Source organism: Wenzhouxiangella sp. AB-CW3, from assembly GCF_014725735.1.
GTDB lineage: Bacteria > Pseudomonadota > Gammaproteobacteria > Xanthomonadales > Wenzhouxiangellaceae > Wenzhouxiangella.
The window spans coordinates 210,704-227,289 of record NZ_CP061368.1; the positions used below are offsets into that span (position 1 = coordinate 210,704).

The following is a 16,586-nucleotide window of genomic DNA, read 5'->3' on the forward strand; positions in this document are numbered from 1 at the left end:
CTGACAGCCTACCACGTATGGCCCGGAAAACGCCGAATCGAGGCAGCGTATTGCCTATCAAAATTGCGGAACTTCAGCGATGCGCCGCGGGCCGGGTCGGCTCATGCCCGCCGTATCCATAGGGTTCGCGTGCCGCGACCCAATTGCGCGGCTGGGCACCCCAAGCGTATCAATGTCGATTCAGTTCTCCATTGTCGGAATATTGAGAATCAATGGACAATGTTTGCACTATCACGCGGCCCGAGGAGGTTCTAAGCGCCGGCGACGACGGTGCGGTCGCGGCCGTGTTGTTTGGCGTCGTACATGGCCTGGTCGGCCTGGTTGAGCAGGGTTTCGAGGTCGTAGCCGTTGCTGGCCACGCCGGCGCTGGCGGTGATGTGTTGCGGGCCGTCGCGGTCGGTCAGCGGTTCGGCGGCGACGGCCTGGCGCACGCGATCGGCGATGGCATGGGCGGCCTCAGTGCTGGTGTCGGGCATGATCACGCCGAATTCCTCGCCGCCGAGGCGGCCGCAGATGTCGTGCTGGCGCAGGCAGGATGTCAGGACGTTTGCGACAACAATCAGCGCCTCGTCACCGGTGGCATGGCCCCAGGTGTCGTTGATGGATTTGAAGTGGTCGAGGTCGAGCACCATGACCGATACCGGCTGGTGGCGCTCCCGGCAACGGGCAACCGCCGCATCGCCCAGTTCGGTCAGTGCGCGGCGATTGAACAGGCCGGTGAGATCGTCGCACTGGGCGGCTTTCTCGGCACTGGCACGCGCGGATTCGAGCTCGTGGGTCAGTTGAATGGTGCCGTGCATGGCCGCGGCCAGCACGCGGGTGGCACGCCAGGCCGAAACGAAAAACAGCAGCCCGCCCAGCCCCATGGCCAGGCGCAACGCGTCGCCCTGGATGAGGAACCAGAGCACGACCGGCAGCATGGTGATGGCGCTGGTGATCAGGGCGATTTCGCGCACGGCCGAGTAGGTGGTCAGCGCCGCCGAGGCCATGCCGATGAGAAAGACGTAAACGAAAGCCTGGTGGACGATGGAGTCGGCTGGCATCAGCCAGGGCAGGCCCAGCCCCCACACGGCCGCGGAAAAATACAGCGAGGCCACGTAAGGTTTGCGCCAGCCAAGCACGGCCACGCCGATGGGGTTGGCGCGCTTGTAGGCGACAAACAGCGACAGACGCAACAGGAAGGACAAGCCGATGGCGGCCAGCCACAGTCCCAGGGCCGGGGTTGCGACTTCGGACCAAAGGCCGATGGCCACCAGCGTGGAGATGGCCAGGGCGAAATACATGCCCGGTGCCGACTGGCGAAACAGCAGCGCCAGTGTTTCGGCCTCGATAAGAGACCGATGATCGGTTACCTGCTCCGCCGCCGCCTTGTCGGGCACCGCGGATAGGTTGTCTTGCACCGGGCCATCCTTGGATTTTCTAGCCGTTAGATGACGAGTATAAGCGAGGGTTACGACCTGCGTGTTTACATGCCGCGCAGGCGGCTGCGTGCCGATTCGCTCACGGGCAGGCGTTCGGGGTGGTTTTTCAGGCGGGCGTGCCAGTGGCCGAGTTCGTCTTTTTCGAATTGCTCGATGGCGCTGGCGCGCGCCAGCACGGCGCGGTGGATGCGCCAGAACACGCTATCGTCGAGGCGGTCTTCGAGTTGCTTGAGGCTCATGCGAACCAGCGCCTCATCGTCGGCGGTGACCACGCGCACGTACTTGTCGCTGGCGCGAAAGAACAGCACGTCGTCGATGGCCAGGAGCTTGACCGCATCGCCGATGGTGGCGGTAATCCAGTTCAGTTTCTGCTCGGCGGCCGGGCGAAGACGCTCGTCGAGGGCGCTGAGCAGGGCGCCGATATCCGGCGGCGAGGACCGCAGGCGTTGCTTGAGACGCTCGATGGTGGCGGCGAGTCGTTCGGGCACGACCGGTTTTAGCAGGTAGTCCAGGGCGCCGGCTTCGAAGGCCGTCACGGCATATTGCTCGTAGGCTGTGGTCAGCACCACGTGGGCCCGGCCGCTGGCGGCGCGCGCAACCTCAATGCCATCGGCGCCGGGCATGCGGATATCGAGAAACAGTACATCGGGGCGCTTGGACCCCAGCGCGGCCAGTGCCGCATTGCCATCGGCGCATTCGGCGACCAGTTGGGCTTGCGGCCACAGTCTGGCGAGCTGGTCGATCAGTTGCCGGCGCTGGCCGCTTTCGTCCTCGGCGACAAGGATTCGGACCGGTGTGCTGTTCATGAGTCGGGCTCCCGGGTTACGGCTTCGGCGGGCAGTTCGATGCTGGCCTCGACCCCGCCGCGGGCATGGCCTGACAGTTTCAGCCGTGCGTCGTCGCCGTGCAGCAGCCGAAGCTGATGGCGAATATTACTCAGGCCCACGCCACCGCCGGCATTGTCTGACAGGCCCACGCCGGTATCGGCCACGGTCACGATCAGACGTTGACCGTCGCGGTGGGCGCGGATCGCGATTTGGCCGCCGTGCGGGCTGGGTTCGAGTCCGTGACGGATGGCGTTTTCGACCAGCGACAGCAGTATGAATGGCGGGAAGGTCAGCTTCGACAGGCCCGGGTCGCTGTCGATGGAAAATTCCAGGCGATCGCCCATGCGACTTTGCATGACGGTCAGATACTGGCGGCAGATTTCGAGTTGATCACCCAGCGTGGAGGCAGAACCGGCATCGTCGGGTCGCAATCTCGGGATGGTGGCCCGCAGGTACTGGCACAGGGCGTCGAGGGTGCGCTCGGCCTGCTCGGGCTCCTTGCGAATGTCGGAGCGGATGGTGGCCAGGGAGTTGAACAGGAAATGCGGCTCGACCTGGGCCTGCAGCATGGCCAGTTGGCGGTCGGCGGCGAGCTTGTCGGACTGCAGGCGCCGCATGGCCTGTTCGGATTCGAACGTTGCCAACCGGCGGTGCTCGCCCAGGTAGGCACGCAGGGCCAAGCCGCCGCCCATCAGAGTATAGAGGCCCAGCAGCACGAGAATATTGATCACCAGCGCACTGCCTTCCATGCTGCGCTCGAACTCGCGGTCGGTCAGGCGCATGATGGCGGTCGACGACCAGTGGTCGCCCAGCATGGCCAATACCAGCCCGACGACGATGGCGGCAATCACCAGGCGCCGCTCGGCCACTGGCGCGAAGTGCCGATGGCGCACGATTGCGGCCAGCACCGGACCGGCATTGAACATGACCAGAAAGCCGGCGATGAAGTAGGCGAACAGTTCCAGCGTCGACCACCCATCACTGCCCTCGGCGTAGTGCAGCAACGCTGACAGTGCACCGATCAGGACGATCACCAGACCGAACAGCGCGGCCCGCCGCCAGACCCAGGCCGTGCTGAACACCGGAAACTGGCGGTAGGACAGCCACCAGTGACCACTGCCGACGGCTACAGCCGCCGGTAACGGCTTGTTCAGTTCGGTGCTTGAATGGCTCATCCTGGTCAAGGATAGATCACTGCCGTTTACCGCGCAGTTCCAGTGCTCCCTGACTGAAGTCCAGGCGCTCGACGCGACCATCATCCTCGGCCACGAAATCAATGGTGAGGCCCAGCTCGGCGATGGTAAAGCGAGTCTCTCCCTCGGCCACCATGGGAAGTTTCGGCTGAACCTGGCCGCCGGAGCTGGCCTGGATGTGAAGTTCTTCGCCTTCGATGCTGAACTCGACGACAAAATCGCCCATGAACGGCCCGTCGTCATCGAAGAGCGCGAAACGGCCGACATATTGCTCGAGATCGATGCCAGTGACCGCCTCGGCGACAGGTAGCGGTTCCTGCAGCTTGTGATCGCGGTCGACCAGGTGCAGGGCCAGGTCGCCGAGGCTGCCGCGCATGGCCATGGTGGTGTCCATCAGCACCAGACTGGCCCGGTCAGTCTCGCGATCGACCACCGCGATCGAGGAGAAACCGCCGGTGCCGCCATCATGGGCCAGGACCCGCCGGTCGCCCACCTGGATGAATCCCCAGGCGTAGCCCTGCGGCTCGTTGTCCGCCTCGATCAGGATCTGACCGGCTCGCAACAGGGCGTCTTTCAGGGCGCCCTCGTGGTGGCCGAGATGGGCCTGCAGCCAGCGGGTCATGTCAGCCGGCGTGGATCGAATGGCACCCACACCGCCCAGATCCGGATGGAAATCCCAGTTGGAGGTTCTGCGGCCCGGCCCGGCGTGGCCCTGTACCGTTGATCCGGACAGGCTGGTCCGAGTCATGCCCAGCGGCTTGAAGATCTCGTCCTCGAGCAGTTCGGCCAGCGGTTTTCCGGTGTGGTGAACCAGCGCCAGCGACAGGGCCATGTAGCCGAAGTTGGAATAGACATATCGTTCACCCGGTTTGCTCTCCAGTTGGGCTGCGGACAGGTCGGCCAGCAGTTCCTCGGGCGTGTAACCGGCATACGGGTTGTCCGGGTCGGCGATCTCGAAGTTGTCCGGCAAGCGCGGCAGGCCGGAGGTGTGGGTGAGCAGATCGATGACACGGATGGGTTGCCCCTCGTATTCGGGCAGCGGGCTGTCGGTCGACAACAGTTCGGCAACGGGCTGATCCAGGTCCAGTTCGCCGCGTTCGACCAGTTGGGCGACCAGCAGCCCGAGAAACACCTTGGAGATCGAACCGATCTCGAACCGTGAATCCGCTCCGAGCTCGCGGACGTTGTCCGGGTCGGCGCAATAGGCGCCATCCTCGGTGCGCTCGCCGTCGATGTACACCGCCGCCACGCAGACACCGGAGCGATCACCGGCCAGGCGCTTTTCAAGCACGGATTCAAGGGAATCAGCCTGGGCAGCAGCGCTGGCCATCAGCCCGGAGACGAGTATCGTGGAAGACATATGCATTGGATTCTGCCGTTCGCTATGAGATCGGGCAACATGCTGCCGCAGTTTCACTTTTCTGAGGAACACCTGCGACGAACGCCGCTTCTGTCTCGACGGAAACGGCCCGGAGTGTGACGAGTGGCTGGCGCGCCTGGTGTCATGATTTGTTTATCCAAATGTCATTTTGCTTGCGGGTAGGGCACAATATGCGCCCAGCGGCCTGTCGGTGGTGGTCGCGCCGGCACGAATTGATACCGACTTTTCGTTTCAAAGCTCAAAATAGATGCAAACGACATGAGCCAACCCCAGCGCCAAGCCTCGCCCGCGCTGACACGCAATTTCAAGTCACCGGAGGTGCCCGCCTGGCTGCGGGGAGTCTATGCCGGTCTGTGTCTGTACCTGTTCCTGGCCGCGCTCAATGTCATCGGTAGCGGGCTGGGGCTGTTCGGGCAGGAAAGCGATTTCCTGCTGCGCGCCTTTGCCTACGGCGAGAATCCCTTTATCGCGCTACTGGGCGCGGTCGTCGTCACTGCGATTGTCCAGAGCTCGTCGTTCACCACCGCGCTGATCGTCACGCTGGTGGCCACCGGCGAGATGACCCTGGGTACGGCGGTCTTTGCCATCATGGGCGCGAATATCGGCACCTCGGTCACCGCCGTGCTGGTGGCGCTGGCCAATATCCGGATTCGCAGCAATTTCCGCAAATCCTTTACGGCCGCTCTGCTGCACGACCTGTTCAACCTGATGACGGTGGCGGTGCTGTTTCCATTGGAGTGGATCACCGGCGCGCTGAACGAGACCGGACGCGGCGTGCTCACGCGCAGCGCGGCCTGGATGGCCGATCTGATCGGGCTCGAAGAGGTGGCCCGGCCGAGCAGTCCGGTCCGGGTGATCACCGCGCCGATTGTCGACTCGTTCAACTGGGTGGCGGCGCTGGTCACCCCCACCGACATGGTTCAGGGCCTGGTGATGGCGATGATGGGCCTGGTGCTGATGTTCATTGCCCTGGTCTTCATGGTCAAGAATCTGCGCGGGGCCCTGCTGCGTCACATGGACGGGCTGTTTCGCAGCTATTTCTTCCGCACCGACGTGCGTGCCTACGGCATCGGTGCAGTCTCGACGGTCATGGTGCAGTCGAGCACCATCACCACCAGCCTGATGGTGCCGCTGGCCGGCGCCGGGGCGGTGCGCATGCGGCGGCTGCTGCCGTTCATGATGGGTTCCAACCTGGGCACGACATTCACCAGCGTGCTGGCAGCTACGGCCAACCCGGTCGCCGCGGCCATGACCGTGGCGCTGGTGCATGTGCTGTTCAACCTGGTCGGCACGGCCATCTGGTATCCGTTGCGCTTCATTCCGTACCGAATTGCGAGCTGGTATGGCGCGCTGGCGGGTCGTTCGCCGCGCTACGCTTTTGCCTTCCTGTTTCTGATATTCCTGGTGATTCCGATTATCGGAATTGCCGTGACCGAATTGATTGTCGCCTGAGCCCGGCCGAGTGCCGGCCACGGAGAACGAACATGTTCAAGAAGATTTACCAGACACTGTCATCGAAGACCGCTGTTGACAAAGCATTTACCCAGCTGGGCGAAATGCTCGACCACAGCCTGTGGATGTTCGAGCGCGCTAATGATGTGTTGCACAGCCGGATTCCGGCCGATGAGGTGCATGACGTCATCTACCAGCGCGACAAAAAGATCAACGAGTTGCAGCGCTCCATCCGGCGCAAGGTATTGCGCTACCTCACGGTCAACCCCGGCTACGATGTCGCACCCTGCCTGGCCCTGGTCAGCGTGGCCAAGGATGCCGAACGCATCGGCGATTACTGCAAGAACGTCTACGAGGTCGGGCGCGCCTATACCCAGGGCTTTCACATCGACCGCTACCACGAGCCGCTCAACGAGATCGCCGAGCAGACCGTCGACATGTTCAGGATGGTCTCCGAGGCCTGCCAGAAGGGCGATGACGCCCTGGCTGAGCAGGCGATGGGCCGCTCGCGCATCATTCGGCGACGCTGCGATCGCATCATCGACGAGCTGTTCGCCGACCAGCAACCGATGGAAATCCACGAAGCCGTGGCCTACTCCCTGCTGGCGCGCCACTACAAGCGCGTGGCCGGCCACCTGGCCAACATCAGCACGGCCATCGCCGGCGACCTCGACGACATGGACTTCGATCCCCGCCGCGACGACGAGGACTGATCAAGCCCTGATACCGTCGGGCCGGCACCTTTGAGAACGCTCGACGATCGCCGAACCAATGAACCCGGCCGCGCCGGCGACCAGAACCCTCATGCCTGAATTGTAAGCCGATTCGCTGCCTGCCCGTTCCCCGTTGATGCGCCTGCTTTACCAGGCCATGCGTTTGTGGCAGATTGAATTGATTTTTTCAACGATCCGGGGACTTTGGAGTGAGTGGAGACGTGCGAGTTGGTGGCCAGGGCATGCGCATTGCAGCCTGGTCGCTGGTACTGGTGTTGGCGATTCTGATCTTTGCGCCAAGGATGAACCCGCTGGTTCCAAACACCATGGCGGTGGTGGAGCCGGCGCCGTCGGCCGCGGCCTCCGGTGACGTGTATCTGGCCGGCCAGGATCAGCTTCTGCCGACCACTTATCGACACAAGCTTTATCGCCAGAACCTGACCGCCGGCGACAGTACACGGCTGCTTGAAATCAAACCCAGGCTGCTGGACTGGATCGACGATCACTTTGTTGTCGTCATGCTCATTGCCCTGATTATCGTGGGCACGATCACAAGCTGGATAGTGCTTCGGTTGCTGCAACGCATGGGCCCAGTGGCAGAACGCATCGGAGAATGCTTTGACAGGAGACTGGAAGCGCTTGAAGGGGAGGATGAGGCGACCGTGCGCCATGGCGAACTCGTCTGGCTTAAGCCCGGCAAGCAGGCGAGGCGATCCAAGTTCTGGGTCAGGCAAGCCTGGAAGTTGGCACCGATCTGGTCGGGTGCCCTGGTGTTGTTCGGCGTGATGATGGCACTCAGGGTTTATGAACGCTCCGACCTGGTTTGGGCCCCGCTCGTGATCGGGATCGTGATGACGATCCTGGCCATTCAGTGTCTGATTCTGGTCAGGAACGAGTACAACAACAGCAAGCATGAACTGGGCGTGGACGGAATGGATCTGCTGTTGCGCGACCCGGACGGCAAAGTACAACGATTCGCCAGTCGTGAGTTGCTGTTCGACGGTGACCGGGTGCTGCTTGGTCAGGTGACCAAGACTGTCTACTCGCAACAGCGGACCTTGGGGAGGCCCACTTTCGAAAACCGGATCTACCTGTTTGAACCGGCAGCCTCGGAATTGAGCCTGCAACGCGTGCTCGAGCAGGTGCCGCTGGTTTCGCACCGGAAGATGAACCGGGAGGTCTCGCGTCGAGGCGATACATTGCTCATCGATCGTGCCGGCGTCGTGGCGTCAATTGCACTATTAGTCTTCAGCTTTCTGGAGTTCTGGTAACAACTGCTTCCGGATTGTTCATGGGCCAGACCTGAGACAGTGTCATGCATCAGCCGGGTTTTCAGATTCGGGATCAGCCTGGCTCGGCATCTTCGAATATGGAATCGCGAGTCAGTTGCAGGTCCACACTGTTGAGATCAACCGCTTGATCTCCTTCGTGGCTATACAGCACCCAGTGATTGTCGCAATCGCGGCGGTAGAGTTCGACCCGACCACTGTCCGGGTCAACGAGCAGGTATTCCCGCAGAGAATCCAGGGTGCGGTAGGCGGCGAACTTGGCGCCACGGTCGAAGGCCTCGGTGCTCGCAGAGAGCACTTCCACGATCAGCACGGGCGATCCCTTGTCGAGTTCCCGGGCCTGATCATCGGGGTCGCAGGACACCATGACATCGGGATAGAACCAGGCATCGGCTTTTTCCACCCTTAGTTTCATGTCCGCGACATAGGCAAGGCAAGGGCCACCGCGCAAATGGGACCGAAGCGCGGCAAAAATATTGCCGGTGATGGTTACGTGGCGTGTGCTGGCTCCGACCATGGCAAAGACTTCGCCGGCCATGAACTCGTGCTTTCCTTCCTGTTCGGCTTCCCAGGCCAGGAATTCCTCGCCGCTCAGACCTGAACGCGGTGGACTCGCCATCGTCTACCTCCTGTGCCTGTCCTCATCATACCCGCTCCGAGCCATCCAAGAATACAATGGGGCGGTGGACTTCGATACCCTCGACAACCTGCGCGATTCCCATGGCGGCTGGCGGCTGTTGCTGGCCGATCATGCACCGATGATCGTCAGCTTCTTTCATCGCTGCTTCATCGAGCCGAACGTGCGCGCCATGGCCGAGGGCGAGCTGGTCAGCCGGCTGGAAGACCACCTGGCCGGCATCCGCGAGGTGCATGGCGAGGACGCCTATCCACGCGCGGCTCTGGCCTATCTCAAGGACTGGTCGGATGACCGGCGCGCCTGGCTGCGGCGCTACTACACCGCCGACAGCGACGAGGCCCATTACGATCTGACCCCGGCGGCCGAAGGCGCGATCCGCTGGCTGGCCGGGCTGGAACAGCCGCGCTTTGTCGGCGCCGAGTCGCGCCTGATGACGGTGTTCGACCTGCTCCAGCAGATCGTGCAAGGCACCGAAACCGATCCGGCCGCGCGCATCGCCGAGCTGGAAGCGCGCCGCGATGCCATCGACGAGGAAATCGAGCGCATTCGCGAGGGCGAGCTGTCGTTGATGGACGACACCCGGCTCAAGGAGCGTTTCCTGCAGATGGCCGACACCGCCCGCGCGCTGCTGGCCGACTTCCGCCAGGTCGAGCACAACTTCCGCCAACTCGACCGACAGGTGCGCGAGCGCATCACCTGGTTCGAGGGCGGCAAGGGCGAGGTGCTCGAAGAAGTCTTCGGCGAGCACGACGCCATTGCCGATTCCGATCAGGGCCGCAGTTTTCGCGCCTTCTGGGATTTCCTGATGTCGCCGGCCCGGCAGGAAGAACTCAGCGGCCTGCTGGAGAAGATCTTCGAGCTCGAAGCGGTCATCGACTTGAAGCCCGACCGCCGTATCAAGCGCGTGCACTACGACTGGCTGGAAGCCGGCGAGGTAACCCAGCGCACCGTCGCCCGGCTGTCCGAGCAGTTGCGGCGCTTTCTCGACGATCAGGCCTGGCTGGAAAACCGCCGCATCATGGAGCTGATCCGCAACCTGGAGCGCAAGGCCGTGGCCGTGCGCGAGCATCCGCCGCGGCAATCGGGCATGTCGCTGGACATGCCCGTGCCCGACTTGAACCTGGTCATGGACCGGCCGCTGTTCAGCCCGCCGCTGCGCCCCGAGATTCACGATGAGGTCACGCTGGCCGACGACGGGCTCATCGACACGGATGCCCTGTTCGACCAGACCCATGTCGACCGCCAGGCACTGGAGGCTGGCATTCGACGCGCACTGCAGGATCGTGACCAGATCAGCCTGGCCGAATTGCTGGAAGTCCAGCCACTGGAGCAGGGACTAGCCGAACTGGTGACCTATCTCGCCATTGCCGCCGAGGATGGCGCCGGGCTGATCGACGATGCGAAGATCCAGACGGTGACCTGGCAGCAGGCCGATGGTCGTCAGCGTCAGGCGCGGGTGCCTCTGGTAGTATTCTCGCGATGACCGAGCCCGCTGTTGATTCCCGCCTTTCGCTGCCGCTGATCGCCCTGTTCAAGGGCGTGGTCTATGCCGACCTGAATCATCAGAACTGGCAGCAACTGCTCGATCACCAGGGCGCGATTGCCGACTACGTGGCTGTGCTGGGCCTGGAGCTGATCGTCGACGAATCCGAGGGCTATGCCTTCCTGCGCCAGCGCCCGGCCGATGACGATGACAACGAACTGCCGCGCCTGATGGCCCGCCGGCAGTTGAGCTACCCGGTCAGCCTGCTGCTGGCGCTTTTGCGCAAGAAACTGGCCGAGCACGATGCCGGCGGCGGCGATATCCGCCTGGTCATGTCGCGCGAGGAGATTGCCGACCTGGTGCGCCTGTTCCTGCCCGATTCGGCCAACGAGGCGAAACTGATCGACCGGGTCGGCATGGACATCAACAAGGCCGTGGAAATGGGGTTCCTTCGCAAGCTCAGGGGCCAGGACGACCAGTTCGAGGTTCGCCGCATTCTCAAGGCCTATGTCGATGCCCAGTGGCTGGCCGAGTTCGACCGGCGCCTGGGCGAATACTCCGAGCACGCGGCGCAGGAGTAAATCTCGTGGAAGGACTGGCCCTTGATTTCGCGCCCGATGACGCCCGTGCCGGCTACCGCCTGCATCGCGTCGAGCTGCTCAACTGGGGCACTTTCGATCGCCATGTCTGGCGGCTGAATCCCGATGGCGCCAACTGCCTGGTCACTGGCGATATCGGCTCGGGCAAGTCCACCCTGGTCGATGCCATCACCACGTTGCTGGTGCCGGCCCAGCGCATCACCTACAACAAGGCCGCCGGGGCCGAGGCGCGCGAGCGCAGCCTGCGCTCCTACGTGCTCGGCCACTACAAGTCCGAGCGTGGCGAGACCGGGCTGTCGGCCAGGCCGGTCGCGCTGCGCGACCACAACAGCTACTCGGTCATCCTCGGTCATTTCTACAACGAGGGTTTCGACCGCCATGTCACGCTGGCCCAGGTGTTCTGGATCAGCGACAGCCGAGGCCAGCCCGAGCGCTTCTACATCGCCGCCGACCGGCCGTTGACCGTCGAGGAGCACTTTGCCGGTTTCGGCAACGACCTCAAGGACCTGCGCAAGCGCCTGCGCGCGCTCGATCACGTCGAACTGCACACCGCCTTTCCGGCCTATGGCGCCAGCCTGCGGCGCAAGCTTGGCATTGCCAGCGACCAGGCCCTGGAGCTGTTCAACCAGACCGTGTCGATGAAGTCGGTGGGCAACCTGACCGAGTTCGTGCGCGAGCACATGCTGCAGGCCGCCGATACCAGCCAGCGCATCGACGAGCTGATCCGGCATTTCGACGATCTCAACCGGGCCCACGAGGCCGTGCTCAAGGCGCGCGAACAGATCGAGGCGCTTAGCCCGTTGGTCTCCGATGCCGACGACCATGCCGAGCGCGGCCGCCAGGTCAGCGAACTGCGGGGGTGCCGGGAGGCGCTGACACCGTGGTTTGCCCATCTCAAGATCGAACTGCTGGACAAGCGACTGGCCGATCTCGACGGCGAAAGCGCGCGCCTGGGCGAGCGGGTCGATGGCCTCAAGCGCACTCGCGGCGACCAGCGCCGCCAGCGCGACGATTTGCGCCAGGCCATCGCCGACAACGGCGGTGATCGTCTTGAACAGGTCCGCGCCGAGATCGAACGCCGCCAGGCCGAGAAGGCCGAACGCCGCCGCCAGGCCGAACGCTACCGCGAACTGGCCGCCGCCGTCGATCTGCACGATGCCCGCGATGCCGATATCTTTCGTGACAATCGCGCCTCTCTGGAGAAACTTCGCGAGCAGACTGAATCGCGCCAGGCCGAGCTGCAGAACGAGCGCACCGACCAGTTCGTCAGCATGAAGGCGCTGCGCGGCGAACACGAGGAGATCGATGCCGAACTGACCTCGCTGAAAGCACGCCGTTCCAACCTGCCGGCGGCGATGCTGGCGCTGCGCGAGAAACTTTGCGAGGCATTGAACCTGGCAGCCGAAGACCTGCCCTTTGCCGGCGAGCTGATCCAGGTACGAGACGAGGAGCGTGACTGGGAAGGCGCCATCGAGCGCCTGCTGCATAACTTCGCCCTTTCGCTGCTCGTGCCCGATGAGCATTACCGAGCCGTGGCCGACTGGGTCGATACCACCCGCCTGAAGGGCCGGCTGGTCTATTACCGCGTGCGCGAGGTCGGCAGCGCCAGCCCCGAGCGCGCCCGCCCCGAAGCGCTCAGCCGCAAGCTCGCGATTCGTACCGACAGCGCCCAATACGCCTGGCTGGAACATGAACTGACCCGCCGCTTCGACCATGTCTGCTGCAGCGACATGGACCGCTTCCGGCGCGAAACCCGCGCGATCACCCGCGCGGGTCAGATCAAGACTGGCGGCGTGCGCCACGAAAAGGACGACCGCCACGCCATCGACGACCGCACCCGCTTCGTGCTGGGCTGGAGCAACGAGAACAAGATCCGCGCCCTGGCCGAACAGCGCGATCGCCTCGAAAAGCGCATCCAGGCGGTGGCCGATCGCATCGCCGGGCTGGACGGGGAGCTGAAGGCCCTGGCTGCCCGTCTGGGGGATATCAGCCGCCTGGACATGTTCGAAGATTTCCAGCGCCTGAACTGGCAGGAAGTGGCTACCCGCATCAGCGAACTGGAAGCCGAGGAACGCAACCTGCGCGACGAGTCGGATGTGCTCAAGACCCTGCGCGCCCGCCTCGACGAACTCGAGCAGGCCAGTGAGCGGACCGAGACCGAGCTGGAACAACGCCAGGCTCAGCTCTCCACGGCCGAGGAACGCGCCCGCAGCGCACGCGAGGCACGCGAGGAAGCCGAGCAACTGGTCGGTGAACTTGACGAGGCCGAGCGCGAGCGGTGGTTTGACCTGCTGGCCGAACTGCGCGAATCGGCACTTCAAGACCAGCCGATCAACCTCAACGGCATCGATGCCCGCCAGCGTGAGTTCCGCGCCTGGCTGACCGCGCGCATCGATGCCGAGGACAAGGCCATCCGGCGGCTCAACGACCGCATCATCCAGGCCATGCAGCAGTTCCATCACCGCTGGCCGCAGGAAGCGCGCGAGGCGGATGTCAGCGTCGATGCCGCCGACGAGTACCGCCGCCTGCTTGATAGCCTCGAAGGTGACGACCTGCCGCGCTTCGAAAAGCGCTTCAAGGAGCTGCTCAACGAGAACACCATCCGCGAGATCGCCGCCTTTCAGGCATTGCTGCACCGCGAGCGCGAGCAGATCCGCGAGCGCATCGAGATCATCAACCGCTCGCTGCACGAAATCGACTACGAGAAGGGCCGCTACATCCGCCTGATGGCCGAAACCGCGGTGGATGCCGACATTCGCGAGTTCCAGCACAAGCTGCGCGCCTGCACCGAGGGCGCGATCACCGGTTCCGACGACGCCCAGTACTCCGAGCAGAAGTTTCTGCAGGTGCGCGACATCATCGATCGGTTCCGTGGTCGCGAGGGCACGGCCGAGCTCGACCGGCGCTGGACGCGCAAGGTCACCGACGTACGCAACTGGTTCGTATTCTCGGCCTCCGAGCGCTGGCGCGAGGACGACCGCGAACACGAACACTATGCCGATTCCGGCGGCAAGTCCGGCGGGCAGAAGGAAAAACTGGCCTACACCGTGCTCGCCGCCAGCCTGGCCTACCAGTTCGGACTGGAATGGGGCGAGAAGCGCTCACGCTCGTTCCGCTTCGTGGTCATCGACGAGGCCTTCGGTCGCGGTTCCGACGAATCGGCCCGCTACGGCCTCAGGCTGTTCGGCCGGCTCAACCTGCAACTGCTCATCGTCACGCCGCTGCAGAAAATTCACATCATCGAACCCTTCGTGGCCAGCGTCGGCTTCGTCCACAACCCCGACGGCATGCAATCGATGTTGCGCAATCTTTCGATTGAGGAATACCGCGCCGAGGCGGCGGCGCGGAAAACGTCATAGACGGGTTACAGGTTACGGTTTCCGGGTTCCGGTTTCCGGGGTTGTAGGTCGGGGTTACATCCCCGACGGACAACGTTGAATCCGCCCGCACCGGATCGTTCGTGTGTCGGAATGCAGGGTTCAGGGTTCAGGGACCAAGGGTTGATCACTTCGATGACGCAATTGGAGAAATCGCGTTCGTTGCGGGTGACTACGCCGGCATCCCGCGAACAGGCAATGGCCGCGGTCTGGGCATCGAACTGGGCGATTGGGCGACCGGACAGGCGCCGGCTGGCCACGATATCGGCGTAGGCGCGGGCGGCGTCGCGGTCGAACGGCAGAACGCGTCGGGCAAAGTCCTCGGCCATCATGCGGTCGAAGGCATCGATCAAGCGCTTGCGGCGCGTTCCCGCCGACAATAGCGCCAGGCCATAACGCAGTTCGGCCTCGGTCACCGTGGTCGTGAACAAACTGCCGCCGGGTTGCTCGCCCACCCAGGCCACAACCGACCGATCAGGTGCCGGACGCATCAGCTCGGAAATGACGTTGGTGTCGAGAACCAGCATCCCGAACCGACCTGCTAGAACTCGGGAGGTTCGCGAGTCGACTCGCGTTCAGGCAGGTCAAGCTCCACGCCACCGAGTGGCGCGAATCGCGCCTGGATGCGCTTGGCCAGGTTGTCCGGCTCGCCGGCCTCCATGGCTAGCGTAGTGCGCAGAACTTCACGCACCTCGTCTTCCATCGAACGGCCGTGACGGGCCGCTCGCTGGCGCAGACGCTCTTTCAGGTCGTCATCAAGCCGCCGAATGGTAATGCTGCCCATGCTTTCCAAACCTAGAACGTGCAATCATTGATTGCACTACTGTATCACTGCCGGCACATAGACCGCAACGAACGCGGGGCGAATCAGGCATCCTGTAACCTTTCTGGCAACGAATCGAGACTGGCTCATCGAATGAATGACTGCCCATGGACGCGGCCAAAGGATCTCCTCGCCCAGCTGCGCAGGCAGTGGGACTCGGGTCGCCTGCTGGCCGAGCGGCTGGCGGGACAGGAGCCGTTGTTTCCGCTGAAGCTGCGAGTGAAGAAGGCCACCTCGCGCGATCTCACCGAGCGCTTCGATGCGGTGCGCGACTGGGTTGGGGAATTGATCGAACACTCGCGCGACAGGCGCGGGCACGGCTATGCCATCGAGTGGCGCACGGTCAACCATCGCACCCGGGGTCGCAACGAACTGCCGAAAGCCGTCATCGTGCCCAGTGCCGACGATGCGTTGCGGCTGATCGGCAAGACCGGCCACGCGCGGCAGTTCGATCGACTGGCCGCCGAGTTGCTGGCCGAATTTCCAACCCTTGACGACTGGCTGGCGCGCCGGCCGCTGGAGGCACTCAAGCGTGCCGAGGATTGGCCGCGCCTGCTGGCCATCCTGCGCTACTTCCGCAACCATCCCCGCCCCGGCGTTTACCTGCGCCAGCTCGATATTCCCGGCGTGGATACCAAGTTCATTCATGCCCGACGCAGACTGGTCGGGGAATTGCTCGACGCGGTCCTGCCTTTCGAGGCGGTGGACCCATCGGCCACTGGCGTGCGCGGTTTCAATCGTCGCTATGGTCTGGCCAGCCGTCCGGTGCTGGTGCGCTTTCGCATTCTTGATCCGGAGCTGAGGCTGCGGGGGCTGAGCGATCTATCCGTCCCGGCCGAGGAATTCGCCCGCCTGAACCTGCCGGTCGAGACGGTCTTCATCACCGAAAACGAGATCAACGGCCTGGCCTTTCCCGACCATCGGCGCGCCATTGTCGTGTTCGGCCTGGGTTATGGACTGGAACGCCTGGCCGGCATCGACTGGCTGGCCCGTGCGGATTGCTGGTACTGGGGCGATATCGACACCCACGGCTTTGCCATTCTCAATCGTCTGCGCCATCACCTGCCCAAGGCACGGTCGTTCCTGATGGACCGGGCCACACTCGATGCCCATCGCGAACTGTGGGGCAAGGAACCCGTTGACCGGCGCTTTCTTGGCCAACTGTCGCGGCTCGATCAACACGAGCAGGCGCTCTATCAAGTCCTGCGCGACGATGTCCTCTCCCCCCGGCTACGCCTGGAACAGGAGCACATCCGCTTTGCCTGGCTGGAGCGCTTTCTGGCACGCCTGTAATGCGGTTCGGAGTCCGCGCAATCGCCGAGTGAAAAGTGTGTACGTCGTCACGGCATTGCTGCTTTCGCCTCGTTGATCGAGTGATTAAGATGGTCGGT

At 63.6% G+C, this 16,586-nt stretch carries 14 protein-coding genes; 7 read left to right on the forward strand and 7 right to left on the reverse strand.

What is annotated here, in order from left to right:
• Positions 1-251 precede the first annotated feature (251 nt).
• The 4 genes from IC757_RS00925 to IC757_RS00940 all read right to left on the reverse strand — a co-directional run bounded on the left by IC757_RS00925 (position 252) and on the right by IC757_RS00940 (position 4,807).
• Positions 252-1,400 carry a GGDEF domain-containing protein gene (locus tag IC757_RS00925; RefSeq protein ID WP_190975541.1) on the reverse strand — a complete coding sequence of 383 codons (1,149 nt, stop codon included), beginning with the start codon at positions 1,398-1,400 and terminating at the stop codon, positions 252-254.
• A gap of 65 nt (positions 1,401-1,465) precedes the next feature.
• Positions 1,466-2,227, reverse strand: a complete 762-nt coding sequence (locus IC757_RS00930) for a LytR/AlgR family response regulator transcription factor (protein WP_190975542.1) — start codon at positions 2,225-2,227, stop codon at positions 1,466-1,468.
• On the reverse strand, positions 2,224-3,423 hold the full coding sequence (locus IC757_RS00935; protein WP_190975543.1) for a sensor histidine kinase: 1,200 nt from the start codon (positions 3,421-3,423) through the stop codon (positions 2,224-2,226). The genes IC757_RS00930 and IC757_RS00935 overlap by 4 nt, the downstream gene beginning before the upstream one ends.
• Before the next feature lie 16 nt (positions 3,424-3,439).
• Positions 3,440-4,807, reverse strand: a complete 1,368-nt coding sequence (locus tag IC757_RS00940) for a serine hydrolase domain-containing protein (RefSeq protein WP_223846196.1) — start codon at positions 4,805-4,807, stop codon at positions 3,440-3,442.
• 273 nt (positions 4,808-5,080) lie between these two features.
• Between IC757_RS00940 and IC757_RS00945 the strand changes: the two genes are divergently transcribed.
• From IC757_RS00945 to IC757_RS00955, 3 genes are all read left to right on the forward strand, one after another.
• Positions 5,081-6,274 (forward strand): Na/Pi symporter, encoded by a 1,194-nt coding sequence (locus IC757_RS00945; protein WP_190975545.1) that lies wholly within the window; start codon positions 5,081-5,083, stop codon positions 6,272-6,274.
• 32 nt (positions 6,275-6,306) lie between these two features.
• Positions 6,307-6,987 carry a PhoU domain-containing protein gene (locus IC757_RS00950; protein ID WP_190975546.1) on the forward strand — a complete coding sequence of 227 codons (681 nt, stop codon included), beginning with the start codon at positions 6,307-6,309 and terminating at the stop codon, positions 6,985-6,987.
• A 209-nt stretch (positions 6,988-7,196) separates the two neighbouring features.
• Entirely contained in the window at positions 7,197-8,258 is a 1,062-nt protein-coding gene (locus IC757_RS00955) for a hypothetical protein (protein ID WP_190975547.1), read from the forward strand.
• 73 nt (positions 8,259-8,331) lie between these two features.
• Here the strand turns inward: IC757_RS00955 and IC757_RS00960 are convergent, their stop codons facing one another.
• Positions 8,332-8,895, reverse strand: coding sequence for a Uma2 family endonuclease (locus tag IC757_RS00960; RefSeq protein WP_190975548.1), 564 nt, complete (start codon positions 8,893-8,895; stop codon positions 8,332-8,334).
• 64 nt (positions 8,896-8,959) lie between these two features.
• Here IC757_RS00960 and IC757_RS00965 point away from each other — a divergent pair, with 64 nt between their 5' ends.
• From IC757_RS00965 to IC757_RS00975, 3 genes are read left to right on the forward strand one after another with little or no spacing between them, the layout of a single operon-like run.
• The gene (locus tag IC757_RS00965; protein WP_223846197.1) at positions 8,960-10,396 is read left to right on the forward strand and encodes a DUF3375 domain-containing protein; all 1,437 of its coding nucleotides are present in this window, start codon (positions 8,960-8,962) and stop codon (positions 10,394-10,396) included.
• On the forward strand, positions 10,393-10,977 hold the full coding sequence (locus tag IC757_RS00970) for a DUF4194 domain-containing protein (protein ID WP_190975550.1): 585 nt from the start codon (positions 10,393-10,395) through the stop codon (positions 10,975-10,977). The genes IC757_RS00965 and IC757_RS00970 overlap by 4 nt, the downstream gene beginning before the upstream one ends.
• 5 nt (positions 10,978-10,982) lie before the next feature.
• A complete protein-coding gene (locus IC757_RS00975; protein ID WP_190975551.1) occupies positions 10,983-14,354 on the forward strand; it encodes an ATP-binding protein in 3,372 nt (1,123 codons plus the stop codon).
• 5 nt (positions 14,355-14,359) lie between these two features.
• Here the strand turns inward: IC757_RS00975 and IC757_RS00980 are convergent, their stop codons facing one another.
• The gene (locus tag IC757_RS00980; protein WP_190975552.1) at positions 14,360-14,899 is read right to left on the reverse strand and encodes a type II toxin-antitoxin system VapC family toxin; all 540 of its coding nucleotides are present in this window, start codon (positions 14,897-14,899) and stop codon (positions 14,360-14,362) included.
• A gap of 14 nt (positions 14,900-14,913) precedes the next feature.
• Positions 14,914-15,156 carry a FitA-like ribbon-helix-helix domain-containing protein gene (locus IC757_RS00985; protein WP_190975553.1) on the reverse strand — a complete coding sequence of 81 codons (243 nt, stop codon included), beginning with the start codon at positions 15,154-15,156 and terminating at the stop codon, positions 14,914-14,916.
• A 132-nt stretch (positions 15,157-15,288) separates the two neighbouring features.
• Here IC757_RS00985 and IC757_RS00990 point away from each other — a divergent pair, with 132 nt between their 5' ends.
• A complete protein-coding gene (locus tag IC757_RS00990; RefSeq protein ID WP_190975554.1) occupies positions 15,289-16,488 on the forward strand; it encodes a DUF3322 domain-containing protein in 1,200 nt (399 codons plus the stop codon).
• Positions 16,489-16,586 lie beyond the last annotated feature (98 nt).

Coding starts and splice junctions, on each gene's coding strand:
- IC757_RS00985 (WP_190975553.1), bottom strand. CDS start 15,156: ATGGGCAGCATTACCATTCGGCGGCTTGATGACGACCTGAAAGAGCGT.
- IC757_RS00960 (WP_190975548.1), bottom strand. CDS start 8,895: ATGGCGAGTCCACCGCGTTCAGGTCTGAGCGGCGAGGAATTCCTGGCC.
- IC757_RS00940 (WP_223846196.1), bottom strand. CDS start 4,807: ATGCATATGTCTTCCACGATACTCGTCTCCGGGCTGATGGCCAGCGCT.
- IC757_RS00950 (WP_190975546.1), top strand. CDS start 6,307: ATGTTCAAGAAGATTTACCAGACACTGTCATCGAAGACCGCTGTTGAC.
- IC757_RS00970 (WP_190975550.1), top strand. CDS start 10,393: ATGACCGAGCCCGCTGTTGATTCCCGCCTTTCGCTGCCGCTGATCGCC.
- IC757_RS00990 (WP_190975554.1), top strand. CDS start 15,289: ATGAATGACTGCCCATGGACGCGGCCAAAGGATCTCCTCGCCCAGCTG.
- IC757_RS00930 (WP_190975542.1), bottom strand. CDS start 2,227: ATGAACAGCACACCGGTCCGAATCCTTGTCGCCGAGGACGAAAGCGGC.
- IC757_RS00935 (WP_190975543.1), bottom strand. CDS start 3,423: ATGAGCCATTCAAGCACCGAACTGAACAAGCCGTTACCGGCGGCTGTA.
- IC757_RS00980 (WP_190975552.1), bottom strand. CDS start 14,899: ATGCTGGTTCTCGACACCAACGTCATTTCCGAGCTGATGCGTCCGGCA.
- IC757_RS00945 (WP_190975545.1), top strand. CDS start 5,081: ATGAGCCAACCCCAGCGCCAAGCCTCGCCCGCGCTGACACGCAATTTC.